8 protein-coding genes and 1 pseudogene are annotated in these 17,107 nt (G+C 57.9%); 3 read left to right on the plus strand and 6 right to left on the minus strand.

The window, feature by feature from the left end; translation table 11 throughout:
- Nucleotides 1-271: 271 nt before the first annotated feature.
- Nucleotides 272-2,152, plus strand: coding sequence for a methyl-accepting chemotaxis protein (locus tag E4O97_RS26240; protein WP_078819959.1), 1,881 nt, complete (start codon nt 272-274; stop codon nt 2,150-2,152).
- Between the two features lie 79 nt (nt 2,153-2,231).
- On the opposite strand, the gene E4O97_RS26245 is transcribed toward E4O97_RS26240, so the two are convergent.
- The 4 genes from E4O97_RS26245 to E4O97_RS26260 form a co-directional block, all read right to left on the minus strand.
- Nucleotides 2,232-5,609, minus strand: a complete 3,378-nt coding sequence (locus tag E4O97_RS26245; protein ID WP_248162699.1) for an amino acid adenylation domain-containing protein — start codon at nt 5,607-5,609, stop codon at nt 2,232-2,234.
- The gene (locus tag E4O97_RS26250) at nt 5,597-6,553 is read right to left on the minus strand and encodes a diiron oxygenase (RefSeq protein WP_216090531.1); all 957 of its coding nucleotides are present in this window, start codon (nt 6,551-6,553) and stop codon (nt 5,597-5,599) included. Before E4O97_RS26250 ends, E4O97_RS26245 begins: the two co-directional genes overlap by 13 nt.
- Nucleotides 6,550-7,308 carry a DUF3050 domain-containing protein gene (locus E4O97_RS26255; protein WP_248162700.1) on the minus strand — a complete coding sequence of 253 codons (759 nt, stop codon included), beginning with the start codon at nt 7,306-7,308 and terminating at the stop codon, nt 6,550-6,552. The genes E4O97_RS26250 and E4O97_RS26255 overlap by 4 nt, the downstream gene beginning before the upstream one ends.
- 361 nt (nt 7,309-7,669) lie before the next feature.
- Nucleotides 7,670-8,380, minus strand: a complete 711-nt coding sequence (locus tag E4O97_RS26260; RefSeq protein ID WP_032878524.1) for a GntR family transcriptional regulator — start codon at nt 8,378-8,380, stop codon at nt 7,670-7,672.
- 250 nt (nt 8,381-8,630) lie between these two features.
- Here E4O97_RS26260 and lapG point away from each other — a divergent pair, with 250 nt between their 5' ends.
- A complete protein-coding gene (gene lapG / locus E4O97_RS26265) occupies nt 8,631-9,323 on the plus strand; it encodes a cysteine protease LapG (RefSeq protein WP_032878522.1) in 693 nt (230 codons plus the stop codon).
- A 14-nt stretch (nt 9,324-9,337) separates the two neighbouring features.
- A complete protein-coding gene (lapD, locus tag E4O97_RS26270; protein WP_248162701.1) occupies nt 9,338-11,290 on the plus strand; it encodes a cyclic di-GMP receptor LapD in 1,953 nt (650 codons plus the stop codon).
- Nucleotides 11,291-11,359: 69 nt separating this feature from the next.
- Here the strand turns inward: lapD and E4O97_RS26275 are convergent, their stop codons facing one another.
- Nucleotides 11,360-11,698 (minus strand): hypothetical protein, encoded by a 339-nt coding sequence (locus E4O97_RS26275; protein WP_005783528.1) that lies wholly within the window; start codon nt 11,696-11,698, stop codon nt 11,360-11,362.
- Between the two features lie 151 nt (nt 11,699-11,849).
- Nucleotides 11,850-17,107, minus strand: a pseudogene (locus E4O97_RS26280) (LapA family giant adhesin); the annotation flags it as partial.

Consider the following 17,107-nt stretch of genomic DNA (forward strand, 5'->3'; position numbering starts at 1 on the left):
GAATTCCGAAACCCCTGTCTGCTAACGCAGACAGGGGTTTTGTCGTTTAAGGCTCTATGTCACACCCTCCCGCCTTCACCTACCGCCTGTCGGTTTCCTACGCAAAAAGAAGATGCTTCACACAAATTTCTAAGCTTTGCCGATGTTTGGCCGAAAGCCTGACGAGCCATGCGTGCACCGAAATAGAGCGACCGCAGAGTCCGCCTATCCCGTTACATGGAATGTTCCACTCGGCACGCTCACCCCCCTTTGGCAAAAAGAAGTCGATGAAATGAATCTCAAGTTCAGTCATAAAATTCTGTTGGCCGCGTCAGGCGTCGTGGTTTTAGCCTTCGCGTTATTCACCCTGTACAACGACTACCTGCAACGCAGCACGATCAGGCAAAACCTGGCCTCGTCTATCCAGCAATCCGGCGAGCTTACCGCCAGCAGTGTGCAGAACTGGCTCAGTGGTCGCATCCTGGTCCTCGAGAACCTGGCGCAGAACGTTGCCCATCAAGGCAGTGCCGTCGATCTTCCCGGGTTGGTGGATCAGCCAGCGTTTACCTCCAACTTCCAGTTCACCTACGTGGGCCAAACCAATGGGGTATTCACGCAGCGCCCTGACGCGAAGATGCCTGAGGACTATGACCCTCGTCAGCGCCCTTGGTACAAGCAGGCGGTGGTAGCGGACAAAACAATGCTTACCCCGCCTTATATGGCGGCTGTAGGCGGTCAGATCGTGACAATTGCCATGCCGGTGAAAAAGAACGGAGAACTGTTGGGTGTTGTTGGGGGTGACCTTAGCCTGCAAACCCTGGTGAAGATCATCAACTCGGTAGACTTCGGCGGCATTGGCCATGCGTTTCTGGTCAGTGGTGATGGTCAGGTCATCGTGAGTCCTGACCAGGACCAGGTGATGAAAAATCTCAAGGACATCTACCCTGGCACCAACGTACGTATCGAGAAGCTTAACCAGGACGTTGTTCTCAATGGCCAGGATCGTATTCTTTCGTTCACGCCTATCAGCGGTTTGCCCGGCGCCGACTGGTACATCGGTCTATCCATTGATAAAGAAAAAGCCTACGCCCCGCTGGGCAAGTTCCGTACCTCGGCTTTGATTGCAATGTTGATCGCCGTTGTGGCCATTGCCGTGCTCTTGAGCCTGTTGATTCAGGTGTTGCTGCGTCCGCTGACAACCATGGGCGTCGCCATGCAGGACATCGCCCAAGGCGAAGGCGATTTGACCCGACGACTCGCAGTGACCAGCAAAGACGAATTCGGCGAAGTCGGCAGTGCATTCAATCAATTCGTCGAACGCATCCACGCCTCGATTTCCGAGGTGTCTTCGGCAACGCGTCAGGTGCATGATTTGTCCCAGCGCGTAATGGCATCGTCCAATGCTTCGATCATCGGTTCCGACGAACAGAGTGCGCGTACCAACAGCGTAGCTGCGGCCATCAACGAACTGGGCGCTGCCACCCAGGAAATCGCCCGCAATGCAGCAGATGCTTCGCAGCACGCCAGCGGTGCCAGCGAACAGGCTGACGATGGCCGCAAAGTGGTTGAGCAAACCATCCTGGCGATGTCGGAGCTGTCGCAGAAGATCAGTCTGTCCTGCACTCAGATCGAAACCCTTAACGCCAGTACCGACAACATCGGGCATATTCTGGATGTGATCAAAGGCATTTCCCAGCAGACCAACTTGCTCGCCCTCAATGCGGCAATTGAAGCCGCCCGTGCTGGCGAAGCCGGGCGTGGGTTCGCCGTAGTGGCAGATGAAGTGCGCAACCTGGCACACCGTACCCAAGAGTCGGCAGAGGAGATCCACAAGATGATCACTTCGTTGCAGGTGGGCTCGCGTGAAGCAGTGACCACCATGAATGCCAGCCAGACTTCCAGCGAAGAAAGCGTTGAAGTGGCCAACCAGGCGGGTGAGCGCTTGATCAGCGTGACGCAGCGTATCGTTGAGATTGATGGAATGAACCAGTCGGTTGCAGCTGCCACCGAAGAGCAGACCGCTGTCGTTGAAACCCTCAACGTCGACATCAACCAGATCAACCTGTTGAACCAGCAGGGTGTGGCCAACCTCAACGAGACGCTCAAAGACTGCGATGCACTGTCCCAGCAGGCCAGTCGATTGAAGCAATTGGTTGATAGCTTCAAGATCTGATCCTGTTTGCATCGGAGCGAGGCCTCTCGCTCCGAATGCTGATTGGTGCAGTAATGTCGTCGGCAATTTCTGAAGCTGTTCAGAGGAAGCTGATGGCCCTGAGGTAATCACAGCCTTTGCGTAACAGCGCCGGGCTCTTTGACGGATAGTCCATACCCATTCTTTCCAGACCCCATCGGGCATTGTCGTAACGGATCATCGACGTATCGCCGATGTCTTCGTCCAGTTCGTCCAGGTAGAAACCCAGCACACCGAACAACGCGTTATCACGGCCAACCGTTCGCAGCGCCTGCTGCCAGTCTTCAACGCTTACCCGGTCGAAGGCGTGCCCGACCTGGCTGAATGCGTCGAGGTACTTATCCCAGCTCAAGGGCTGTGGGTTGTGCAGGTTGAATACGTTTCGCCCAAAGGCAAATTGGGCGCTGTGGAAGGCTATGAAGCCGGCCAGGAAATCCACCGGCATCAGATCGAAGTTCACCTCCAACCGGGGGACCAGCCCCAATTGCATAGACCCCTTGAGCATCAGCATCAGGCGGTTCTTCTGCGGTTGGCAGACGCCGTTCTGGCTGTTGAAACTAATATTTCCCGGCCGATGAATATTGACCCAGACCCCTTGTTCGACGGCCCTTCCCAACAATCGCTCAGCTACCCATTTCGAGAGGTTGTAGCCATTTTTCACATACAGTGGCTGCGCGCGCCCGGCGGGCGATTCAAGGACGTGCCCATCGGCGTCCACGCTGCTGCAGGCCGACAGCGTCGAGATGAAATTAAGTACCTTCTTACAGTGGGTTTCGCAGAGGCGCAGGCACTCAAACACCGGCTCGACGTTGTCCCTGGCGAGTGACGCATAGTCCAGTACATGATTGACCTGTGCGGCGTTATGCACCAGCACACCATAATGACGGGCAAGATAGTCATACACATTGCCGGCCAAGCCCAGGCGGGGTTCGCGCATGTCAGCGGCATACACCCGCACTCGGCTCAGGTCCAAATGTTCCAGGCGGTATTCCCGCAGTGCCTGGGTGAATCGCCCCGCCGCTGAATGCCCGGGCAGTTCCCGCACCAGACATGCTACTTCCAGCGCCCCGCCGGCCAGTAGCGCTTGGACGATATGTACCCCGACAAAACTGTTCGCCCCGGTGACGATCGCTTTGCGTGGGTCACCCATGTGGGTATCAGGCAGCACCTCGATCCCCAACATTCTTGCTGCATCTTTTTCCATCCGGTGGGTAGGGGTGTCAGGCAGCGCCCCGCCGTCCATCAGTGCGGCCAACGTGCGGATGGTCGGTGTCTCGAAAAAGGGGCTCAGGCAGAAGCTACGGCCAAACTGCTCACGCAGGCGCAACAATAGGCTCGACAACAGGATGGAGTGGCCGCCGAGGTTGAAGAAACTGTCATCGATCGAAAGTTCGCCTGCGGATAAGGCCAACAACTCTGCCCATAAGTCCACCAACTGTGCCTGCAGAGGTGTTTGTACAGGGCTGCAAGTCGCCCCGGCGAGCGTGGATATTGGCAGGGCCAATAATGCCTTCCGATCGACCTTGCCGTTACTCGTACCGGGCAGACAGGCCAACTCGCTCCAGGCGACCGGCTGCATATGTACAGGCAACCACTGCCGGGCATGTTCCTTCAGGCTCTGCAGCGTAGCGCCGGGTTCGGGCTGGGCGGCAAAAGCTATGACTCTGTGCGTCGGATCGATCACCACTGCCACTTGGCGAAACAATCGACTGTTGCGCAGGCATTGCTCAATCTCCTGAGGCTCGACTCTAAAGCCACGGATCTTGACTTGATCATCCCGACGCCCGCCGAGCTCGATGCCATCTTGCGTCCATTTCGCCAAATCGCCGCTGCGGTAAGCCTTGAGAACCTGTCCATTCGGCAGCCTCAGCGCAACGAATGGACTGTCGGGTTGCGGCGGTGCATTCCAATAGCCGAGGCTGACGCCTGGACCGGCAATGTACAAATCGCCCGTGACCTGTTCATCCACCGGTTGCAGGTTTTCATCGAGGATTAACACCTGACTGTTGGCGATGGGGTAGCCGATATTGCGATGGCTATCACCTTGTTGGAATACCCGGTGTGTTGCCAACACCGTGGTCTCGGTGGGCCCATAAAGGTTATGCAACTGACATTGCCCCGCCAGTTGTTCGATCACATAGGGCTCGCAGAAATCGCCGCCGGTAAGCAAGTGAGTAAGGCCCAGTGGCTTATCCAGCGGCAGAATGCTGAGCAGCGCCGGTGGCAGAAATCCATGACTGATGCGTTGCTGGCGAATCAGCTCTACCAGTTGGTGAGGGTCGTGACGTTGATCTGCGCTGGGGACAATCAATTCAGCGCCGGCGATCAAGGCCGGGAAAATATCGATCAATGACGAGTCGAAGCCCAGTGGCGAAAACTGCAGGACGCGACTGTGTTGATCCAACCCCACGCAGGTTGTGAGCCACGCGCTGAAATGCGCCAGATTGTAGTGGCTCAGGAGTACACACTTGGGCTGGCCGGTGGTCCCCGACGTGAACAAGGCCATGCAAGGCTCGTCGGCAAGGGGGTGATGGTGCATCAGCGGTTGTGTCGCGTCGACGTCGTGCACAGCGATTTGGCTGACATCAAGGGACGCGAAGCCATCTCGCAAAGGATGCTGACCGTTATCCAGCAGCACACAGGCCTGGAGGCTTTCCAACATGCTGTGCTGACGTTGCACCGGATGATCCGGAGCCAACGGCAAATACACACAGCCGCAACCCAATACCGCAAGAATACTTGCATACAGCTCGGTGGATCTTTCCAGGCACACGCCGATCACCCGTGGTGCTTGCACGCCTGCCAGCAAAGGAAGCAGGCGTTGCTGGATCGCTATGGCATGGCGATGAAGTTGCTGATAAGTCAGCATGTCCCCCGCGATATTCAACGCTGTTCGATTCGCGAAGGTCTCAAGACTGGCCTGCAGCGCTTCAATCATGGGCACCTTGGCTGCCCGCAGTAAAGCCGGGTCTGTCGTGCGGTTGAACCGATGCATGAATGCCACTGCTTCCAGCCCTTGCAAGCCCTGTTCGGGCCAGTCGTTAGCGGTAGCGGCTATAGAGAAATAACCTGGATCCCTTGAAAAACCACAGACCAACCAAGCTGCCCACTCCACCAATGCGTTCGTTGCCTGCTGGTGTAATCGCTGGCCGTTGCCGCTGGGTTCCTCGGCGACGCCCTGCACAGCCAACAGGCGGCGCTCGCGGTCATAGCAGCGCAACTGCAGCGAGGGCAGCCCGTGCTCGGATAACGGGCCGATACCCACGCGCAGGCTTATCCATGGCACGTCGGTTGGCAATGGCGGCAGTGGCTGCCCCCCATCTTCAATTATCAGGTCGACGGACCCTGCTCCTGCGATATGCCCGTATTGCTCCAGCACTTTCTTGAGCTCGTCCAGGGCTTTGCTGGAGGCACTCCACGCGATCTTTAAACGCCGCATGCCAACCTCCCTGGTACCGGCAGGTAGGCGCTCAGTGCCTGGGCGACGCTGGGCGTTTGCAGTACACCGCTTTGGCGCAGCAACCCCATGATATTGGCCACCAGTGGATGTTGGTGGGTGATGGGAAAATCCAGCGCATGGATTTCATGACGTAGCGCAAGACGAGTATCGGCACTGATGTCCAGGTGTTCGATCAGTTGCAGGTCGAAGTCTTGTTGTAGATCGTTGGTCAGGTAGCGCGCCAGGAAAACAGGCAGCGCTTGAGCGATGCTGTCGCGATCTTGCGGGGTTGCCGACTGCCAGTAAATACGCACCAACTGAGCCCAGAACCGCGCATGACGGCCCTCATCGAACAGGTGATCGGCCATCAGGCCGCGCACAGACGATTTGACGCTGGCGTCTTTTGAGAAAGCTGCCACATCATGGGTAACGGTGTTTTCAGCAATAGCCACGGCGATTAGTTCAACGGCATCGTGCAGGTGCGCCGGCACCTTTGCCTGCGCTGTCGGTAGCGCGCAGCTCAATTCAATTTGCCCGGGTAGATTGAGCGGTTCGATCCCGGTCATTTCCACGGCTTGCTGAAGAAAATCCAGCGCGACCAACGCGTGGTAATCCTCGTCCACAACGACAGTCATCGCGTCGTAGCGGCAAGCGGGTGGGAAGGGTAGGGAGAAGCGGTTTTTCGCGATGCTGCGAGCGGTCTTGTCGACGATTTCGGTTTCGAAGATCACCACATCATTGACGAATTTATAGAAGCTTTGCGTCAGCACGAAGTCGCGCCACTGCGGGCAGTGTTCAAGGAAAGTTGCACTCAGTACCAGCGGTTGGCGGCACAGGGGAAAGATGAGTTTGCCGTCGTTTTCCAGTACGCGTCGGGGGCGCGTTCGGATGGTAGCGCGACGCTCCCAATCATCGGCAAAGGATTGGTAATTGACGGCGTTCATGGGCGAACCTCTTGCAGCGTAGCCAGCACACTGTCCCAGAACATAATACGGCGCTCCACGGCGCCAAGGGCGGTGCTATCGGCTTGTTTCTGGCGAAGCGGATCTGTGCCGATCAAACGCTGGAGCAACTGTTCTGCCGCTGGCCCATGGTCGTGGCTGTCCACTTCGATATGGCGGTTGAGGTAGTGGAAGAAGGTAGGTGTTTCACGCTCAATGAACGCGTTGCTGTGCATCAAGCTTTCAAACATCGAGGGAATGACGCTCTCGCGTCCATGCAGGAAGGCCGCCGCCACACAGTGGGTGGGCGCACTGAGCGCGATTTGCAATGTGCTGTCGACAAATGACACCACGCTACGGGGCGCATCGATCATCTGCAAAGCCGCGCTGACTTCCACGCCCTGATGCTGCAGATCAATGAGGCGTGTGATGGCGGCGGTGTTGGCGCCTACCTCTGTCATGGCGTCCAGGTAAAGCTCGAAATGACTGCAATGGCCGCGTGTTGGATGCTCATCCGATTCCTCGCCCAGCACAATTTCATTGATCAAGCGGGCAGCGTGGGGGTCTGCGGGAGGGAGCCAGGGGATCTGAGTGCACGTCAGGTCTTGTTGCAGGCGCTTGGTCAGAGTCATGAAGTCCCAAACGGCGAACACATGGTGCTCCATAAAGTGTCGTAACTTGGCGAGTGAGGTTATTTCTATAAATAACGGATGGCCGAAAAGTTTTTGTTTTCTTTGTTCGATAAAATGTTGATGCATGGTTGACGCCTATAAGTTGTTGCGAGTGCTCTAAAAGCAGTGTTGGAATTTTTTTAGTTGTGTTGGAGATGTAACGTTTAGTCAAGGCCGCGCAGGTAGCGCAACCTTGATAGAGTTGTGCCCAGCGGATGAAGGGGTGCGGTTGGTCGGGCGAAGATAATAAGCTGATTAAACGTTAGGGAAGGATTATAAAAGTATTAGATGTTTTGTCCGCAAGCTGTTGCAGGAGTAACGGGTTGTTGAAGTGTGGGAGAGTTCTTCGGTGTTAGTAGTTTTGTAAATTTTACTGCCTGTCATTATGGTAACTTTCCTGATCGAAAGTTACCCCGCATAGTGTAATGGTCAGCGAATAACGAAGGCCCTATTGCGCGAATTTTTTGTCGGCGCTTTCGAGACCCTTGAGGTAGTTAGCGATCACTTCCATACCCCGCATCAAGTGATTACGCAGCGTCAGAATGCTCTCGTCGATCTTCTTCTGCGCCACCAGGCTCAACAGTTCGCGGTGATCCTCCTGAGACGTTTCGCCCAATCCCATCGCTTCAAGATTGAAGCGCAGAAAGCGTTCCTCTTCATTCAGCCCGTGCTCCACCAGATCGAGCAGTCGCTGATTGGGTGCCTTGCCGTACAAGACCATGTGAAACAGGCGATTGAGGCGGCCAATCTCTCTGTAGTCTTTCTCACATTCCAGCGCATTGATACAGGCCTCGGCCTCGGCAAGATCGGCGTCACTGAGCAACGGGATCGACAAGCGCAGGGCTTCAGATTCGAGCAACATGCGCAGTGCATAGGTCTCAGCCGAATTGTCCTCGATCAACGGCGCCACCACGGCCCCCTTGTGGGTCACCACATGCAGCAGGGATTGCGCCTCCAGTTGGCGCAAGGCTTCGCGCACGGGCATACGGCTGACGCCGAACAGACTCGCCAGTTCCTGCTGGCGCATCGCGGTGCCACAGGGTAATCGCCCATCGAGGATGGCGTTGCGCAACGTTTCTTCAATGACGGCGCGAGCAAGATGGGCGGGAATAGGCCCGCTTATTTTGATGCTGCTTAAAGGGTTCGGCTTCTGCGTCACGGTTACGCTATCCTCCTTTCTTGAATAATAGTGTGGTCAATTGGATCCAATGCACACTAAAGACGGCCCAAGCGCTTGTCAAACAGCCAAAGTTTCCGTTTGTAAGGGCTTACACAGCATACTTTGTGTCTCCCACAAGGGGCGGTTATAAACTCGGTCCTCCTATGAATGATTGCACTGTGCCATTGTTTTTTGTAGGGCCAGGCTTCACCATTCCTCGAAATTCCGTCTCTTTCATGGACAGAGCGCCTTGGCGGTAAGTTTTATTCCCTATCGAGTTCTTTGCTGGCTGTTATCAGCAATTCTGTTGGCCGGCTTGATGCTTGGCGGGCTGCGTGCCGATTGGGATTTCTCTCAGATCAGCCGCAAGGCTACCGCCGTGTACGGGCCGCTCGGCGAAGGGCAGCAGCGTATCGACGCCTGGCAGCGGCTATTGGCGAGCCAAAAACAGGTCAGCGAGCCGGAGCAGCTCAAGGTCGTGAATTTGTTCTTCAACAAGCAAATGACCTACGTGGAAGACATCGACCTCTGGCACGCTGTCGATTATTGGGAGACGCCCGTCGAGGCCCTTTGGAAGGGGGCCGGTGACTGTGAAGACTACGCGATCGCAAAGTATTTCAGTTTGCGTCATCTGGGTGTGTCCAGCGACAAATTACGCATTACCTACGTCAAGGCTTTACGGCAGAATCGCGCGCACATGGTTCTGACCTATTATTCGACGCCTGACGCAATCCCGCTGGTGCTCGACAGCCTGATGGACGAAATCCTGCCGGCTACCCGCCGCACCGATTTGGTCCCAGTGTATTCATTCAACGCCGAGGGCTTGTACTTGCCCGGCGCCAAGGGCAACAAGAAAGTCGGTGATACCAAACGCTTGTCGCGCTGGCAGGATGTGTTGAGAAAAATGCGTGCGGAAGGCTTCCCAGCCGAGCCTGCCAACTAGGAGTAACTGATCGGATGTCTCTGTTCAAACAACTATTGATCGCAATCTGTCTGTTCCTGGTGGTCGCCTTCAGCGGCAGTTTCATGGTCAGCCTGGAAAGCTCGCGCACCCAATACGTCAACCAGCTGCGTTCCCATGCCCAGGATGCCGCGACGGCATTGGCGCTGTCGTTGACCCCCAATATCGACGACCCGGCCATGGTGGAGCTGCTGGTCAGCTCGATCTTCGACAGCGGCTACTACGCCAGCATCCGTGTGGTGGACTTGGCGACGGATAAAACCATCGTCGAGCGCAGCGGCATTCCTGATAACAACGGCGTGCCCAACTGGTTCGCAAAGTTGATCGGCCTGGAGCCGGCAGGTGGCGATGCGCTGGTTAGCCGTGGCTGGGAGCAGGCGGCGCGAGTCGAAGTGGTCAGCCATCCAATGTTCGCCCTGGCCAAGCTCTGGCAAAGCGCCTTGGGCAGCCTGGGGTGGTTGCTGCTGTGCGGTGCGGTCAGTGTGGTGCTCGGTGGGCTGTTGCTGCGCCGGCAATTGAAGCCGTTGGACTACATGGTCAAACAGTCCCACGCGATTGCCCGCCGAGAATTCCTCAGTCTGCCCGACCTGCCTCGCACGCCGGAACTGCGGCGAGTGGTGCAAGCCATGAACCAGATGGTGGAAAAGCTCAAGGCGTTGTTCCAGGAACAGGCCGAACGCAGCGAAAAACTGCGCACCGAGTCCTATCAGGACAACCTCACCGGCCTCGCTAACCGGCGTTATTTCGAAATGCAGCTCAACGCCCGTGTCAGTAACCCGGAAGACACCAACTCCGGTTACTTGCTGCTGCTGCGGGTCAAGGACCTTGCCGGCCTCAACCAACGCCTGGGCGGCCAGCGCACCGACCAATTGCTGCAAGCGGTCGGCCAACAACTGCTGCGTCAGTGCGAGCCGTACCCGGAAACCCATAACCTCGTTACCCGTATCCGCGGCGGCGAGTTCGCTGTGCTGGCACCGGGATTGATGCGTGAAGAAGCGCTGCAATTGGCGCAGAACCTGGAGAGCACCTTGCTCAGCTTGCAGGCGACCGGCGCCAGCGATGTGATGCCGGTGGCCTATATCGGCCTGGCACCGTTCAGCCATGGCGATGCGCCCCAAGCACTGCTGACCCTCGCCGATCAGGCGCTGGCCCAGGCCGAAGCGCAGGGCGATACCAGTTGGGTGTGCCTGGACAGCAGCGCCGCCGCCAGCGTCGGTGACGATCACCATGCCTGGCACACGTTGTTGGACCGGGCCCTGACCCAGCAGCACTTCCAGCTGTACTTCCAGCCGGTCGTCGCCAGCCAGGACCCACAATTGGTCTTGCATTACAAAGTACTGTCGCGCCTGCAGGACGAGGAAGGCCACACGATACCGGCCGGGCGCTTTCTGCCGTGGCTCGAGCGCTTCGGCTGGTCGGCCCGCCTGGACCGTTTGATGCTGGAACAAGTCCTCAAGCAGATGGCCAGCCACAACCATAACCTGGCGCTGAACCTCTCGGCCGCAACGTTCCAGGATACCCAGGCCCTGAATAGGATTTATGACCTGCTGCGCCAGCACAGCAACCTGGGCTCACGCCTCATCCTGGAGATTGGTGAAGAGCAACTCCCCGAGCAGCCGGTGCTGGAACAGATGACCCACCGCCTGCGCGAGCTGGGTTTTTCCCTCAGCCTGCAGCGTTTTGGTGGGCGGTTCAGCATGATCGGCAACCTGGCACGCCTGGGCCTGGCCTACCTGAAGATCGATGGCAGCTACATTCGCGACATCGACCAGGAAAGTGACAAGCGTCTGTTTATCGAAGCCATCCAGCGCGCAGCCCACAGCATCGATCTGCCGTTGATTGCCGAACGTGTGGAGACCGAGGGCGAGCTGAAGGTCATTCGCGAGATGGGGATTTTTGGTGTGCAGGGCCAGCTGTTTGGCGAGCCTGCGCCCTGGAAATCACACTGACATCAGGACATTCAAATGTGGGAGGAGCTTGCCCCCTCCCACATTTGAATAAAGGTTCGGCGCCAGGGCTCAGATCAGCCCTTTCTCGTCATCATCAATCAACTGGCTCAACCCACCCAAGGCTTCCCGCGCGTGGTTACGGTCCATCAACTTGGCCTGTGCCGCCGGCGGCAGGTCGGTCACGCTGATGACGCCTTTGCGGGTCAGCACCTGGATCAAGTCATCCAGCACCCGGATCATCTCCAGGTCGCTCTGCTTGAGTTGGGCCAGGCTGGTTTCCACCACTTCGTTGGCGTACCAGGCCTGGATCTCATGGTGATCGGCCGGCAGGGTTTCGGTGGACTCGGTAAAGGCGGCCGCCTCTACGCGAATCAGCGCGCCCAGTGCATCACGTTGCACGTAAAACATAAGAACCCCTCGAATATGAGCCACATGCGTTCAACAGCATAGGTCAACGCTGCGTGTATGAGCGTGAGTATGCGACGCACCGCCCGCCAGGGCCAGCGGCCCATAAGGCAAAAAAATCGGCCGCCCGGGAAGGCGGCCGATCCATTGCATCTTAGCTATGGTCGATCTTGATGGTAGGGTCGGCGCCAGTGATCAGCGAGTTGATGCTGACATGGGACCAATCATTGCCTTCCAGCTTGATGGTCACATCGGCATTGGCCAGGCCACCGGCAGCGTTGAGCTTGCCTTCGCTGCTGACTTGCAGGGTCGACACGCCATCTACCGTGGTGATCTTCAGGTAGTTGTCGATGGTGCTGTCAGTCTCACCTTTCAACAAATCACGCAGATCAATGCGGTCGCCTTCCGAGGCCTTGAAGTCCTTGATCACATCGTTGCCGATGTCACCCGCCTTCCACACAAAGGTGTCGGCACCTGAACCACCAATCAAGATGTCGTTGCCCTGGCCGCCGATCAGCGTGTCGTTGCCCGTGCCGCCCAGCAGGATGTCATTGCCTTTGCCGCCGTCCAGCAGGTCATTGCCGCCCTGGCCGAACAGGATGTCATCGCCAGCGCCGCCCAGCAGCGTGTCGTTGGCGTCCTTGGCGCCGGAGACGTCGAAGTCCACGTAGTGCTCGGTAACGTACTGGTGAACGTTAGAGGCGGTCACCGAAGAGACGGTCACGCCGGTCTTCTGCGCCACAAATGCCTGCAGTGCGTTGTAGCCTTCACCGTTGATCCCGCTGAAGCTCACCAGGTCGCCGAAGAGGATGTCGTTGCCGTCGCCACCGTTGACGGTGTCGGCGCCAGGCAACGTCGCCTCGGTGTGGCCGAGGATCGCATTGGCCAGGTCCTTCGGATCAATGTTGGCTTGCGGCTTGCCATCGCTGTCGTACGGAGCCAGCTGGTTCAAGCTGACCCCGCTGTTGAGGCCGATGGCTTCTACGCCACCTGTGGACAGGCCTTTGAGCAGTGCGAACGCGCTGTTGGAGTTGGTGGTGGTGTAGTAATCGGTATCGTACCCGAGGCCGCCTTGTACCGATATTTCATAGGTGCCATCCCCTTGGGCGTGGATGACTCCCTTGTTGTACGACCAGCCGTAGGACCAGAGGGTTACCTTGCCGGCAGAGTTGATATCAAGGTAATTATTCGAATCGATATTGATCCGGGTGGCTGTACCTATGGTGTAGTTGTTCATGGTGACGACATCATCGAGCCTGACGTTGCCGTACAAGTACGGGTTAGTCTGCTCGGCCGCCTGGTAAAACGTCGGCTGACCATCGGTGATGAAGTACGTTGTGTTGATTGCGTCTGTGTTGCCAGTCGCCTGGGCACTTTTGAAGAAGTTGGACGCGGCCTTGAACACGTCTTCGTAGTTGGTCCCGCCGGTAGATACCATGGAATCCAGGACTTTCTGCAGCGAATCCAACGCACCTGGGTCTTTCAGGTTGACTGTCACCGTGCGATTGACCTGGTCACTGAAGTCCGCCAGGAAGATGTTCACGGTGCCAGAGGTACTGGAGCCGATACTGCTTTTCAGCGAGTTGAACGTGGTGGTCAGCGAGGCTTTCGCCGCTGCTATCGAGCTCGCGCCCATACTGCCCGACGTATCGATCATGAACGCGATGTTGTAGTTCTTGCCCTGCACCACGTTCAAGCCGGCGACGTCGGCCACGACGATGTCGTTGCCATCGCTGCCATTGATGGTGTCGCTGCCCGAAGTGCCGGTTACCGGGTTGTAGGTTGCCGGGTGCACCGTGACTGGCAATTGCGCGGTGGTAGTTGCCGAACCACCAATGCTTTCGGTGGAAGTCGAGGTGACCGTCAGGTTGAACTGGCCGCTGTAGTAGGTCGGCGGCTTGATGGTCAGGGTGTTCAGGTCCCAGCCGGTGACATTCACTTCGCCCACGGTTTTACCCGCGGTAAAGGTGTGCCCCGATGCGTCGGTAAGCACCGAGCCTGCCGGAATGCCGCTGATCTTCACGCTCAGGGTTTCGGAGCCGTCGGTGTCGGTCAGCGCGGTGGTGACCTTGGACAGTTTGACCGTGCCGTTTTCCTGGCCTTCGTTGAGCTTGTAGCCCACATAGTAACCGTCACCGTTGCTGCCATGCAGGTCGGACACGGTGACGCCGGCGTTGGTCAGGTCGGTAAGGCCGGTGTACAACGGCACGGTGCTGGTGCTCAGGTTTTGCACCGCCCCGCCGTTGATCGACACGTTAACGTCAAAACTGCCAAGCCCCGCTTGGTTGGCCTGGTAGATCTCAAGGCTGTAGTAACCCGTGGTGGTTGGCGTGAACGAGCCGCTGATCTTGCCGCTGTTGGTGCCCCACACGCCGCTGGCCACATCTTTGCCGCCCACGTTGACCACCACGCTGTCATCGGCGATGCCGCTGAAGGTGTAGCTCTTGCCCGCTTCCATGTAGATCAGGCCGGAGATTTTTGAGCCAGAGCCGGCGGCGACGTTGTCGACAGACTCGACGTTGGTCACCACCGAGGTGTTGTTCGGCGTGCCCGCGTTATCGATGGCTTTTTTCAGCACGTCCGGTGCAGCGCCGTTGCCGTTGTTGCCGAGGCCGGCAATGCTGTTCCAGCCCTGTTTGACCAGGCCGGTGGAGGCAACGTTGTTGTCTGCCACGCTCAGGGTCGGGGCGTCGGCTACCGGTGTGATATCGACTTTCACCGTGGCGCTGGAGCCCAGGTCCTTGCCATCGGTTGGCTGGAACTTGAATTGGGCGTAGTCCGCTTGCTTGTTGCCCACACCGGTGCCGCCGTAACCATCGGCGCCGGATTCGTTGGCGTTAGGCATAAAGCGCAACTGGCCACCGTCAATCTGGGCCTTGGTGAAGGTCTGGCCGTTGGCCACGTTGGTCCAGGTGCTGCCATCCGCTGCCAGGAACTGCAATTTTCCGGCGACTGGCAGCTCGGTGATTTTCACCCCCAGGCTGGCTTGCGGCGAGTCCACATCGGTCACGCCGAAGTTGGCCCAGGTCAGGGCCAGCGCGGTGTCTTCGGTGCCGGTTACGGCACCGCCAGTCGCCACCGGCGCATCATTGACCGCCACCACGTTGACGGTGGTGGTGGCAACGTTGGAGTAGTTGCCGCCATCGGTCACGCTCACGGTAATGGTGCGTGGCGTGGTGCTTGGGTCGTGGCTGTTGTTGGTGAACGTGATGTTCTTGATCTGCTGCATGTAGTCGGCCAGCGACGCCGTGCCGGTCAGGGTCAAGGTGATTTTACCGGTCACAGGGTCGGTGGTCGGGGTCACGTTGATGCCTGTCACGCCGCTGAAGTTCAGCGAGTCGCCTGGCTGGCTGTTGGTCAATACCACGGTGGCGCCGGTCAGTTGGGTGCTGTCCGGGTCGGTGATCTTGATGTCAGTGTCAGCAATTGACACACCGGTGCCGCCTTCGGTGAAGGTGGTCTTGAAGTCCGCACCGCTGGCGCCGCTGGAGTTGTTGGCATCCAGGTCGATGACCGGCGGCGCATCATTGTCGATGATGTTGGTGGTAACACTGCCATTGCCGACCACCAGGTTTTCGAAGTTGCCGCCAGTGGTCTTGTCGATGGTGATGACGATATTTTCCGTCGGCTCGGTGATCTTGTCGTCGAGCGTGCGGATATCAAACGGTACGCTGCTGGAGCCTGCCGGAATCTTCACGGTGTACACGCCATTGAAGTCTGAACCGTCGGTAGCGGTGCCGCTGTACTTGAGCGTCACGGTCACGTCGGTTTGCGGCGGGTTGCTCAGGGGCAGCGTGTAGTGTGCCGTACCGCCTTCAGTCACCGACGCATCGCCGGTAATGCTGATGGTGGTGTTGCTGACCACATCGGTCACTTTGGTGACCACAGTGCTGCCGTCGACGATCAAGTGTTCGTACTTGTCGCCACCGCTGACCACATCCGTGATTTTGGTGGTGACGTCATTGGCGCCGACATACGCATCGTTAGGTGCGGTGGCGGTGGTGAAGCTGGTGGACTTGCCATTGCCGATGGTAATGGTCGAACCGTTATCCAGCTTGACGACCAGGTCTGAGCCAACGTTGTTCACCGCCACGCCGTTCTTGTCGACCAGGGACGCGGTGTACACGATCTGCCCGCCTTCGCTGACAGAACCAGTGGCTTTGAGCACCACAGTCACGTCGTCGATGGTGTCGTTGATGGTAGTCGTGGCGCCGCCCGGCGTGATGCTCACACCTTCGAAGTTGCCGCCGGTAGTGCCGGTGATGTTGACGGTCTGGGTGCTCTTGTCGATGAACACATCATCAGTCGGCGCAGGGACGGTCACCGTGCCCACGGTCGCGCCTTGCTTGATGGTGATGCTCGAACCGTTATCGAGCTGGACCACCATGTCGCTGCCGGCCTTGTTGCTCAAAGTGGCGGTGTAAGTGATCTGGCCGCCCTCGTTGACAGCCGTCGGGGCGGTCAGGGTGACGGTGGTCAGGTCGGTGGTGCCCGGCGTGTCGGTGACGGTGGTATTCACCGCGGTAGTGCCAGGGACCAGGTTTTCGAAATGCTCGCCGCCGGTCACGCCTTTGATCGCGGTGGTGACGATCTGGTCGCCTTTGTAGACATCGTTAGGCGCGATGGTGGTAATGGAGCCGCTCGACTGATTCACGCCGATGGTGATGGTCTTGCCGTTATCGAGGGTAACGGTGAGCGGATTGGTGATGTTGGTCACCGGCGCACCGTTCTTATCCACAAGGCTGGCGGTGTAGACGATGTTGCCGCCTTCACCGACGGTGGTGGTGGCGGTCAGAACTACGTCGACTTTATCGATGGTGTCGTTGATGGTGGTGGTAGCGCCGTTGCCTGCGACTTCGAGTTTTTCGAAGTTGCCGCCCGTGGTCTCGGTGATCTTGACGGTCTGGATGCTCTTATCGATGAACACGTCATCGGTCGGTGCAGGCACGGTCACGGTGCCAACAGTGTCGCCCGCCTTGATGGTGATCGACGAACCGTTATCCAGCTTCAACGTGACGTCAGTACCGGCCTTGTTGCTCAAGGTCGCGGTGTAGGTGATCTGGCCACCTTCGTTAACGGCACTTGGGGCAGTCAGCGTAACAGTCGTAGTGTTGTCGGTGCCCGGGGTGTCGGTAACGGTGGTGTTCACTGCAGCAGTGCCCGGTACCAGGTTCTCGAAATGCTCGCCGCCGGTCACACCCTTGATCGCGGTGGTGACGGTCTGATCGCCCTTGTACACATCATCAGGAGCAAGAACCGAAACGCTACCGCTCGATTGGTTTACACCGATGGTGATGGTTTTGCCGTTATCCAGGGTGACGGTCAACGGGTTGGTGATGTTGGTCACCGGCGCGCCGTTTTTATCCACAAGGCTGGCGGTGTAAACGATGTTGCCGCCTTCGCCGACGGTGG

The organism is Pseudomonas sp. W15Feb34 (genome assembly GCF_023127765.1).
Classification (GTDB): domain Bacteria; phylum Pseudomonadota; class Gammaproteobacteria; order Pseudomonadales; family Pseudomonadaceae; genus Aquipseudomonas; species Aquipseudomonas synxantha_A.